The sequence below is a fragment of the Nocardia sp. JMUB6875 genome (assembly GCF_041154655.1).
Taxonomy (GTDB): Bacteria; Actinomycetota; Actinomycetes; order Mycobacteriales; family Mycobacteriaceae; genus Nocardia.
This window is the reverse complement of record NZ_BAAFGR010000214.1, coordinates 1-11,093: the sequence shown is the minus strand read 5'-3', so window position 1 is coordinate 11,093 and position 11,093 is coordinate 1. Positions and strand designations below refer to the sequence as shown.

At 68.5% G+C, this 11,093-nt stretch carries 7 protein-coding genes and 2 tRNA genes; 7 read left to right on the top strand and 2 right to left on the bottom strand.

Going from position 1 to position 11,093, the window contains the following annotated elements; genetic code table 11:
* On the top strand, positions 1-220 hold a 220-nt coding region (locus tag ACAM49_RS35060; protein ID WP_369639836.1), incomplete at its 5' end, for a hypothetical protein.
* Between the two features lie 72 nt (positions 221-292).
* Here ACAM49_RS35060 and ACAM49_RS35055 read toward each other — a convergent pair.
* Positions 293-1,495, bottom strand: a complete 1,203-nt coding sequence (locus ACAM49_RS35055; RefSeq protein ID WP_369639835.1) for an Ig-like domain-containing protein — start codon at positions 1,493-1,495, stop codon at positions 293-295.
* A 221-nt stretch (positions 1,496-1,716) separates the two neighbouring features.
* Here ACAM49_RS35055 and ACAM49_RS35050 point away from each other — a divergent pair.
* From ACAM49_RS35050 to ACAM49_RS35030, 5 genes are all read left to right on the top strand, one after another.
* Positions 1,717-1,789 (top strand) — tRNA-Lys (locus ACAM49_RS35050).
* A gap of 255 nt (positions 1,790-2,044) precedes the next feature.
* Positions 2,045-7,516, top strand: a complete 5,472-nt coding sequence (locus tag ACAM49_RS35045) for a carboxyl transferase domain-containing protein (RefSeq protein WP_369639834.1) — start codon at positions 2,045-2,047, stop codon at positions 7,514-7,516.
* Positions 7,517-7,627: 111 nt separating this feature from the next.
* Positions 7,628-7,703, top strand: a tRNA-Lys gene (locus tag ACAM49_RS35040).
* Between the two features lie 160 nt (positions 7,704-7,863).
* Positions 7,864-8,913, top strand: a complete 1,050-nt coding sequence (locus ACAM49_RS35035) for an FAD-dependent monooxygenase (RefSeq protein ID WP_369639833.1) — start codon at positions 7,864-7,866, stop codon at positions 8,911-8,913.
* Positions 8,914-8,949: 36 nt separating this feature from the next.
* Entirely contained in the window at positions 8,950-9,360 is a 411-nt protein-coding gene (locus ACAM49_RS35030; RefSeq protein WP_369639832.1) for a nuclear transport factor 2 family protein, read from the top strand.
* Here the strand turns inward: ACAM49_RS35030 and ACAM49_RS35025 are convergent.
* Complete coding sequence (locus ACAM49_RS35025; RefSeq protein ID WP_369639831.1) at positions 9,345-10,292, bottom strand: AraC family transcriptional regulator; 948 nt, start codon at positions 10,290-10,292, stop codon at positions 9,345-9,347. The two genes, ACAM49_RS35030 and ACAM49_RS35025, sit on opposite strands and share 16 nt — an antisense overlap.
* 167 nt (positions 10,293-10,459) lie before the next feature.
* Here ACAM49_RS35025 and ACAM49_RS35020 point away from each other — a divergent pair.
* Positions 10,460-11,093: isocitrate lyase/phosphoenolpyruvate mutase family protein (locus ACAM49_RS35020; RefSeq protein WP_369639830.1), on the top strand; the 634-nt coding region annotated here is incomplete at its 3' end.

Here is an 11,093-nt window from a genome sequence, read left to right as displayed (position 1 = left end):
CTCCCCGGGCGAAACCGTCCCCGGCGCCAAGGACGATCCGGACCACCCCATCACCGCCGACGTCAATCTGGGCTCCTCGATGTTCAAGCTCGGCGGCGCGACCGGTTCGGCGGGCAGCGGCTCCGGCAACAACAACTGCACCGTCCTGGGCAGCGCCGCCTCGCTCGGCGGCTTCGCGGGCCTGGGCTGCGGCCCCAACGGGCCCGGCACCGTCCGCTGACGGACTTTCCCCGGTCGAGCACGACGAAGGGGCATCGGCTGTTTCGCCGATGCCCCTTCTGTCATGTCCCGATCAGCCGCGGTCGGCGTTGCCCGCCTTCCACTGCTCCCACGGAATGTTCCAGTCGCCCAGCCCGTCCACGCCGGACAGCGTGCCGCCGACCGTGTTCTTCACGATGGTGATGTCGCCGCGCTTGACGTTGTCGTAGACCCATTTGGCGTCGGCCGGGCTCAGGTTGAGGCAGCCGTGGCTGGTGTTGGAGTAGCCCTGCGCGCCCACCGACCAGGGGGCCGAGTGGAAGAAGATGCCCGAGTACGAGATTCGGGTCGCCCAGTCGATGGGGGTCTTGTAGCCGTTGGGCGAGTTCACCGGGACGCCGTAGGTGGAGGAGTCCATGATGATGCGGTCGAACTTGTCGCCCACGATGTAGACGCCGTTGTCGGTGGGCGTGGAGTCCTTGCCCATCGAGGTCGGCATGGTCTTGATCACCTGGCCGTTGCGTTCGACGGTCACCATCTTGGTGTTGTCGTCGGCGGTGAAGACGGTGGCGTCGCCGACGGTGAAGCTGGAGTGGATGTCGCTGTCGCCCACCAGGCCGTTGCCCATGTCGTGGCCGTAGGCGTTGACCGCGATGTCGACCTTGGTGCCCGGCGCCCAGTAGTTCTGCGGCCGCCAGCGCACCTCACGATTGTTGACCCAGTAGAACGCGCCCTCGACCGCGGGCGTGGTGGTGATCTTGATCGCGGCCTGCGCGGCCTTGCGGTCCGGAATGTTCTCGTCGAACTGCACGGCCACCGGCTGGCCAATGCCGACCACGTCGTTCTCCGCCGGCAGCAGGTACGGGTGGGTGCGGTTGTTCGGGGAGATGGTGGTGAAACTCATGGTCGAGGTGGTCGCGCCGCCGAGACCGATGGCGTCGACGCTCAACTTGTAGGTGCGCCCGAATCCCAACTGCTCGGTCAACTTCCACGAGCGGCCGTCCTGCGCCAGCTCCCCCGGCACCGGCTTGCCGTCCGGATTGGTGAGCGTCACGGCGGTGAACTTGCCGTCCTCGACCCGCAGGTTCAGCTCACCCGGCGCCACCCCCTTGTCGCCGTCCTTGATCGGCGAGATCAGCTTCGGCTTCATGAGCTCACTGATCGGGTTGGAATCGATTGCCATCGAGGACGACCGGTGCTCACTCCCCGAGGAGCACCCCGTCAGCGCCAATGCCAGCACCGCCGCCCCGACCGCCAGCAGCTTGCCGGTTCGTCGTCGGCCCTTCGCATGACTCATCGCAACCCCGCTCCACGTCTCGTGTAGACCCTCCGCGCCCAACGACTTCAGGGCTCGCTCCAAACATCCGTGATCACCCCCGTCGCGTTAACAAGTCTCGACATACTCGGAAACCTCCAGCTCGAGGGGGCGATTTCACTTTCGGCCACCATCCCTGTTAATGTTCTTTCCGCACCGCAGAGAGCCGCGAGCGAGACTCCAGGCCCCCGGCGGCGAGACACGCGCCATTAGCTCAATTGGCAGAGCAGCTGACTCTTAATCAGCGGGTTCGGGGTTCGAGTCCCTGATGGCGCACAATCCGAACGCCCCGACAGTCCAACTGTCGGGGCGTTTTTCGTGTGCTGGCGGGTGCCGTTTTCCTGTTCGGCGGGCGCCGGGGACACGCGGGTGTTCACGCAAACCCCGCCGTCGGCGAAAGATATAGATGAATACGCGCAAGTAGCCCCCTATCGGGGTGGTCTCCGTACGCGGCAACGGTGCAGACTACCCGGGACCGGCAGTCGCAACGTCGCCCGACCGGGCCAATGCAACGCTAGGAGGGAGCAGGCGGTGTTCAGCCGTATTGCCATCGTGAACCGCGGGGAAGCCGCGGTCCGACTTATTCACGCCGTCCGGGATCTGGCCGCGGAGACCGGCCTCGCGATCCAGACGATCGCGCTTCACACGGATGTCGACCGGAACGCGACGTTCGTGCGCGAAGCCGATATCGCGTACGACCTCGGACCGGCGGCCGCGCGCCCGTACCTCGATCTGAAGGTGCTCGAGCGCGCGCTGAAGGCGACCAAGGCCGATTCGGCGTGGGTGGGTTGGGGTTTCGTCGCCGAGGACCCGGCGTTCGCGGAGCTGTGCGAGGAGATCGGGGTGACCTTCATCGGTCCCAGCCCCGACGCCATGCGCAAGCTGGGTGACAAGATCGGCGCGAAGCTGATCGCCGAAGAGGTCGGCGTGCCGGTGGCGCCGTGGAGCCGCGGCGGGGTCGATACCGTCGAGGCCGCCGTGGCCGCCGCCGAGGAGATCGGCTACCCGCTCATGCTGAAGGCGACCGCCGGCGGTGGCGGACGCGGTATTCGCATGATCACCAACGAGGCCGAGCTGGTCGACGCCTACGAGCGCACCCGGCAGGAGGCCGCGCGCGCCTTCGGCTCCGGCGTGGTGTTCCTGGAGCGCCTGGTCACCGGCGCCCGCCACGTCGAGGTGCAGGTGATCGCCGACGGTCAGGGCACCGCGTGGGCGCTGGGCGTGCGCGACTGCTCGGTGCAGCGGCGCAATCAGAAGGTCATCGAGGAATCCGCCTCGCCGGTGCTGCGTCCCGAACAGGTCGCCGATCTGAAGGCCTCGGCCGAGCGGCTGGCCGTCGCGGTCGGCTACCGCGGCGCGGCGACCGTCGAGTTCCTGTACCACCCCGGCGACGAGCTGTTCGCCTTCCTCGAGGTCAATACCCGACTGCAGGTCGAGCACCCGATCACCGAGGCCACCACCGGTTTCGACCTGGTGCGCGCGCAGTTGATGGTCGCCTCCGGCCACAAGCTCGAGGGTGAGCCGCCCGCCGAGCGCGGCCACGCCATCGAGGCCCGGCTCAATGCCGAGGATCCCGACCGCGACTTCGCGCCCGCCCCGGGCCGCATCGCGCGCCTGGATCTGCCCGCGGGCCCGGGCATTCGCGTCGACACCGGCGTCAGCGAGGGCGACACCATCCCCGCCGACTTCGACTCCATGATCGCGAAGATCATTGCCTACGGCCGCAACCGCGACGAGGCGCTGGGCCGCCTGCGCCGGGCCATGGCGCAGACCCGCGTGGTCATCGAGGGCGGCTCGACCAACAAGAGCTTCGTGCTCGACCTGCTCGATCAGCCCGAGGTGATCGACGGCAGCGCCGACACCGGCTGGATCGACCGCGTCCGCGCCGAGGGACGCCTTGTCTCGCACCGGCATTCCGCGATCGCGGTGGCCGTGGCCGCCATCGACGCCTATGAGGAAGAGGAGCAGGTCGAGCGCGAGCGCCTGCTGTCCACCGCCGCCGGTGGCCGTCCCCAGGTGCAGCATCAGAGCGGTCGCCCGCACGATCTCAAGCTGCGCGGCGTCAGCTACCGGGTGCGGGTCGCGCGCATCGGCGCGCACCGGTTCCGGATCGGCATCGAGGCTGGCGGCGATATGCGTGCCGCCGACGTGGATCTGGAGCGTTTCGACCGGCATACCGGTCAGATCGTGGTGAACGGCAGCCGATTCCGCGTGGTCGCCGGCACCCACGGGCCGGTGCACCTGGTCGATGTCGAGGGCGTGACCCATCGGATCAGCCGGGACGAGGGCGGTGTCGTGCGCTCCCCCGCGCCCGCGCTGGTGGTCGCCACCCCGCTCGAGGTCGGCGCCGAGGTCGAGGCCGGTGCTCCGGTGCTGGTGCTGGAATCCATGAAGATGGAAACCGTGCTGCGCGCGCCGTTCCGGGCTCGCCTGAAGGAATGCGCGGTCTCGGTCGGCTCCCAGGTGGAGACCGGCGCGCCGCTGCTGCGGCTGGAGCCGCTGGCCGAGGAGGGCGAGGAGGCCGCCGACGCCGCGGCCACCGGTGCGGTCGAACTGGATCTGCCCGGCTCCCCGGCGCCGGTCCGCCCGAACGAGGGACTGGCCCGGAGTCTGCAGGACCTCAACAGCCTGCTGCTCGGCTTCGATGTCGACCCGCACGACGAGAAGCGGGTGCTCGAGGACTATCTGGCCATGCGCCGCAGCGCGATCGCCGACCACCGCCGCCCGCTCGCCGAAGAGATCGAGCTCGTGGAGACGTTCGCCGATCTCACCGAGCTCAGCCACAACCGGCAGTGGGACGACGACGGCTCGCACGGCCACGTGCACAGCGCGCGCGAGTTCTTCCACGGCTACCTGCAGAGCCTCGATGTGGAGCGGGCCGGACTCCCGGAGTCCTACCGCGCCAAGCTCGCCAAGGCGCTCGCGCACTACGGCGTCACCGAGCTGGACCGCTCCCCCGACCTCGAGGCCGCGGTCTTCCGCATCTTCCTGGCTCAGCAGCGTCCGGCCGACACCGTCACCGTCATCACCGCGCTGCTGCGCGAGTGGCTGCTCGAGCCGGGCCCGGAGCGGGTGCTGCGCGAGCCGGCCGGTCTGGCGCTCGAGCGTCTGGTGACCGCGACCCAGGTGCGTTTCCCGGGTCTGGCCGACCTGGCCCGCGGTGTGGCCTACGCCTGGTACGGGCATCCGCTGCTGCTGCGCAACCGCGCCCGCGTGTACACCACCGTGCGCAAGCACCTGAGTCTGCTTGACGCGCAACCGGATACGCCCGATCGCGCGGAGCGGATCGCGGATATGGTGCGCGCCACCGAACCGCTGGTGCGGCTGCTCGGCCAGCGCCTGGTGCGCGGCTCCGCGGACAACACCGTCATGCTCGAGGTGCTGACCCGCCGCTACTACGGCAACAAGGACCTCGTGAACGTGCGCACCGAGCACGCGGACGGCCACGCGTTCGTCGTCGCCGAGCGGCGGGGCGTGAGCCTGGTGTCGGCCGCGGTGCGTTTCGACGAGCTCGACACCGTCGTGCGCGGGCTGGCGCATGTGGCGCGCGGCGCCGCGTCCGTCGAGGCCGACATCTACCTCAGCTGGGAGAAGCAGCCCGAGGACTTCGAGGCGATGGCGGCGGCGCTGCAGGAAAAGCTTGCGGCGTACCCACTTCCGGATCAGGTGCACCGGATCACGTGCACGGTGGCGGGCAGCGGCGGTGCGGTCATGCACCACCACTTCACCTTCCGTCCCGCGACCACCGGCATGACCGAGGAACGGCTCATCCGCGGCCTGCACCCGTACATCGCCCAGCGCATGCAGATGCGTCGGCTGCGCAAGTTCGACCTCACCCGCCTGCCGTCCTCGGACGACGAAGAGGTGTACCTGTTCCGCGCGGTGGCCAAGGAGAATCCGAACGACGACCGGCTCATCGCCTTCGCGCAGGTCCGCGACCTGGCCGCGCTGCGTGAGCAGGACGGCCGGCTGCTGGTGCTGCCGACCGCGGAGAACACCATCGCCACCTGCCTGGACTCGCTGCGGCGAGCGCAGGCGCAGCGGCCGTCGAACAAGCGGTTCAACACCAACCGGATCGTCATGTACATCTGGCCGGTGGTCGACGTCACCCGGACCGAGCTGGAGACGGTGATCGGCGGACACGTGCTGCCGATGACCCAGGGCGCGGGGCTCGAGGAGATCCTGCTCATCGCGCGCCAGCGCGACCCGCAGACCGGGGAGCTCACCAAGATCGCGGTGCGCATCTCGTTCGACACCACCGGACGCGTCGTGGTGAATGTCGATGAGCGCAGCGATGATCCGGTCGAGCCGCTCGACGAGTACCGGCAGAAGGTGCTGCGCGCCGCCAGCCGCAATACCGTCTACCCGTACGAATTGACCGGTCTGCTCGGTGATTTCGCCGAATACGACCTCGACGAGAACCACGCGCTGGTGCCCGTGGATCGACCCAAGGGGCACAACAAGGCCGCGCTGGTGGCCGGTGTGGTGACCACCGCGACCGCGCAGCATCCGGGCGGCATCAAGCGGGTGGCCCTGCTCGGCGATCCGACGAAATCCCTTGGCGCGCTGTCGGAGCCGGAGTGCCGCCGGGTGATCGCGGCGCTGGACCTCGCCGAGCGGTTGCAGGTGCCGCTGGAGTGGTACGCGCTGTCCTCGGGCGCGCGCATCTCCATGCAGTCGGGCACCGAGAACATGGACTGGGTGGCCGCGGCGCTCAAGCGGATCGTCGAGTTCACCCAGGACGGCGGCGAGATCAATATCGTCGTCAACGGCATCAATGTCGGTGCGCAGCCGTACTGGAACGCCGAGGCGACCATGCTCATGCACACCAAGGGCGTGCTGATCATGACGCCGGAATCGGCCATGGTGCTCACCGGCAAGCAGGCGCTGGACTTCTCCGGCGCGGTCTCCGCCGAGGACAACTTCGGCATCGGCGGCTACGACCGCGTCATGGGCCCCAACGGCCAGGCGCAGTACTGGGCGCCGAATCTGCTTGCCGCGCGGGACATCCTGATGGCGCACTACGACTTCACGTACGTGGCCCCGGGTGATGCGGGACCGCGGCGGGTGCGCTCGGCCGACCCGATCGATCGCGATGTCTCCGACTTCCCGCACGTGCTGGACGGCAGCGATTTCACCACCGTCGGCCAGATCTTCTCGGCCGAGATGAACCCGGATCGCAAGAAGCCCTTCGACATTCGCACCGTGATGCGGGCGCTGGCCGACCAGGACCACGAGGTGCTGGAACGCTGGGCGGGCATGGCCGACGCCGAGACCTCCGTCGTGTTCGACGCGCGGCTCGGTGGAATCCCGGTGTGCCTGTTGGGCATCGAGTCGCGCAGCGTGCCGCGGCGCGGTTTCCCGGCCACCGACGGGCCCGACACCTACACCGCGGGAACGCTGTTCCCGCAGTCGTCGAAGAAGGCGGCCCGGGCGATCAACGCGGCCAGCGGCAATCGCCCGCTGGTGGTGCTGGCCAACCTGTCCGGCTTCGACGGCTCGCCGGAGTCCATGCGCAAGGTGCAGCTGGAGTACGGCGCCGAGATCGGCCGTGCCATCGTCAATTTCGAGGGCCCGATCGTCTTCTGCGTCATCTCCCGCTACCACGGCGGCGCGTTCGTGGTCTTCTCCAAGGCCCTGAACCCGAACATGACGGTGCTCGCGCTCGAAGGCTCGTTCGCCTCCGTCCTCGGCGGCGCGCCCGCCGCGGCGGTGGTGTTCTCCGGAGAGGTCAACGCCCGCACCGCGGCCGATCCGCGCGTCCGCGAATTCGAGTCCCGCGCGGTCAACGCCTCCGGCACCGACCGCGCCACCCTCACGGCGGAACGCGACGAACTGCGCTCCGCGGTCCGGGCGGAGAAGCTCGGTGAGGTGGCCGCGGAATTCGACCGCGTCCACAACATCCAGCGCGCGGTCCAGGTCGGTTCGGTCGACGCCATCATCAGCACCGCCGAACTCCGCCCCCGCATCATCGAGTCCATCGCCGCGGGCCTCGCCAAGTAACCCGCCCGACCCCGATCGCCCCCGACAAGCCCGGCTTGTCGGGGGCGACCCCGTTTTTCCAGGCGTTTTGGCCCCCGGTCCACCGACCGGTTACCCTTCTTTCCGCACCAAGCGCCATTAGCTCAATTGGCAGAGCAGCTGACTCTTAATCAGCGGGTTCGGGGTTCAAGTCCCTGATGGCGCACCACACCGAAGCCCCCGACCGGGCAACTGGTCGGGGGCTTCGGTCGTTGGTGCGGCCGGATGGTTCGGCTCGAACTTATGGTTTGCGACGGCCGAATTCCGTTGTGGGGCAGAGTTGCGGTGTGCGCTAGCGACGCAACGGATCTCGCTTTTTACTGATCGCCGTGAGTAATCGAGTTCTGATTTCCGGTGCGAGCGTGGCGGGGCCGGCGCTCGCCTACGGGCTGCACCGCCTGGGCTATGACGTGACCGTGGTCGAGCGTGCACCGTCGCTGCGGAGCAGCGGGTACGCGGTCGACTTCCGCGGCGACGCCTTCACCGTGCTCGACGGCATGGGCATTTTGGACGAGGTTCGCGGCCACGACACCCGCATGCGCGGCACGGATCTGGTCGATGCCCAGGGCAACAAGACCGGTGAGCTGCCCAGCGAGGCGTTCGCGGGCGACCTGGAGATCCCGAAGAAGGAGCTCACCGCCATCCTGCACCGCATCACGGCCGAGAACGTGCGCTACCTGTTCGGTGACACGATCACCGAGCTCGAGCAGACCGGCGACGAGGTGCGAGTCCGGTTCGAACACCACGAACCCGCAAGCTTCGACCTCGTGGTCGGCGCCGACGGCGTGTACTCCACGGTGCGGCGACTCGCGTTCGGGCCGCATTCGCAGTTCGTCGGCCACCTGGGCATGTCCGGCGCGGGCTTCACCACCACCAATTTCCTCGGGCTCGACCATCGCGTGGTGCTGCAGAGCACGCCGGGCCGTGCGGTATTGCTGTTCAGCGCCAACGAATCCGACCGAATGACCGTCAGCCTGTCCTTCGCCACCCCCTCGGCCGAAGTGGATCTGCTCGACCGCGCCCGGCAGCAGGAGCTGGTGCACGCCGCCTTCGCCGATGCGGGCTGGGAGGTGCCGCGCCTGTTGAAGGAGATGACCGAGGCACCGGACTTCATGTTCTCCTCGGCCTGCCAGGTGGAAATGGATCGCTGGTCGCAGGGCCGCGTCGTGCTGGTCGGCGACGCCGGGTATTGCGCCGCACCGACTTCCGGCATGGGCACCTCCCAAGCCCTCATCGGTGCGGACACCCTCACCGCGTGCCTCGCCGAGACCGACGGCGACCACGCCGCCGCGTTCGCCGCCTACGAGCAACGCCTCCGCCCCTACGTGACCGCCAACCAGGAACACGGGCGCGAAGCCGCAGCCATGTTCGGCGGCTGATCAGGGCACCTCGATCACTACATCTCAGGAGTACAGATGCGTGAGTTCGGCATCGAACTGTTCGACAAGTGGACCGCCATGTGGAACCGCGACTACGACCTGGCCGAGGAGATCATGGCCCCGGAATTCGTGCTGCGCTACGCCCAGCCCGGCGCATCGGCCTACGACGACATTCGGGATCCGAAAGCCTTTGTGGCACAGATCCAGAGCTTCCACGACGAGGTTCCCGGGCTGAGCTTCGCGCCGGATGCGGTGCCGGTCGTGGAGATGGACGAGAACCGGACGGGCATCGTGGTCCGGCCCTACCGGGCGCGCATCACCGCCCCGGACGGCACGATCACCGATATCAGCGGCACCGACATGTTGCGCGCGGAGAACGGGCGGATCGTGGAGGTCTGGTCGGTCTCGGGAGGTCTCGCGGGACGCAGCTTCTACGCGTCGAACTGACCGTCCCGCCCGGATTCGGCTCGGCGGCGTTTACGGAACTCGCGCGGCGTTTCGCCGAAACGGTCTTTGAACGCCGCCGAGAACCAGGTCGCGGTGAAGCCGCAGCGGGCCGCCACCTCCGCGATCGGCGGGTCCGGCCGCTCCAGCATGGTGCGTGCCGCGCGCAACGATTCCTCGCGGCGCAGATCGCGGTAGGTGGTCCCGCCCTGCTGCAAGGCCAGCCGCAGTTGGCGCGGTGACCAGCCCAGCGCGGCCGCCACGGCCGGTAGGCGCACATCGCCGGTCCCGACGGTTTCGCGCACGTACCGCCGGACCGCCTCCATCGTCTCGGTGCGGTGATCGGGCTGGGGCCGCAGGTCACCGGTCAGCAGCAGGCACAGCAGTTCGCTGATGCGATCGCAGACCGCGTTGAACTCCAACTCCGACAGCCGGTCTCGTTCGCCGTGCGCGCTGCGGATCATGGAATTCACCACGCGGCCGAGCCCGGTGTCGAGATCGAGGAAGGTTCGCATCGGTCCGGCCGGAGGCAGCGCGTGATCGATCTCGGTGCGCGGGATCTGCATGGCGTACGCCGTTGCCCCGGGCCGCAATCGGCACTCCTGATCCAGCCCCATCACCATCGCGCGCCCCTGCGGGACCCGCACCGCCGCGTCGGCGTCGTCGGTCCACCGGACACCGAAGACGCTGCGGTCGGGTACCACCAGCCAGTAGAAGTCGTCCGCCGGAACACATTTGACATTGCCGCGGGTGCGGTGGGCGATCCGCCCCTCGGGTTCGTCCCAGCGCAGCAGGCTGTACTGACCGCTCTGCTGACAGGTCAGCGTGGACCGCCAACTCCGGGTGTACAGGTATCGATGCTCCATCGGCACGAAGGTGTTGGTCAGTTCGGACCACTCCTCCGCGGCACCCACGGTCAAATCGATGAACCGCATATGGACACCCCGTTCACGACCACCGCGGGCCCTCGGACACCGCGCAAACCCTTGTCGCGAACTGTATCAATGGCCGAATACTCCTGCCTCGGAGGATAAGTCTTGGTTATCACTGCTGGAACGAGCTGCGCATTGGTCCACGAGCGGCGGTCGAGTGAGCTGATCCCATGGCAACTCTCGCAGAGCAGGCAACCTCGTTCCTCGCGCTCCACCGCCCCGGCACGCCCGTCATCCTGCCGACGGTATGGGACGCGTGGTCGGCGAACCTGGTGCAGGAAGCCGGATTCGCCGCCCTCACCGTCGGCAGTCACCCCCTGGCCGCCGCAGCGGGCAGATCCGACCACGAGTGCATGACCCTCGATGAGGTGCTGGCCCGCGTCCGCGAAATCACCTCGGTGATCGACCTTCCCGTCTCGGTAGACCTCGAATCGGGATACGGGGCGACACCTGCCCAGCTCATCGAGGGACTGCTCCAGGCCGGGGCCATCGGCCTCACTATCGAGGATTCGGTACACAGCGAGGGCAATCGCCTCCGAGAGCCGCACGAGCATGCCGACTTCGTCGCCGAGTTGCGCAGCGCCGCCGACGCTTCCGGCATCCACGTCGTGCTCAATGCCCGCACCGACCTGTTCCTCCGCCGCGACGGCGCGGAATCCGACCGCCTGGACCGCGCGATGGCGCGCCTCCGCCTGGCAGCCGAAGCCGGTGCGGACGTCCTCTACCCCATCGGCCGCCACACCCCGGACACCTTGCACCGCTTCGCCACCGAACTCCCCCGCCCGGTCAATGCCATCACCGCCC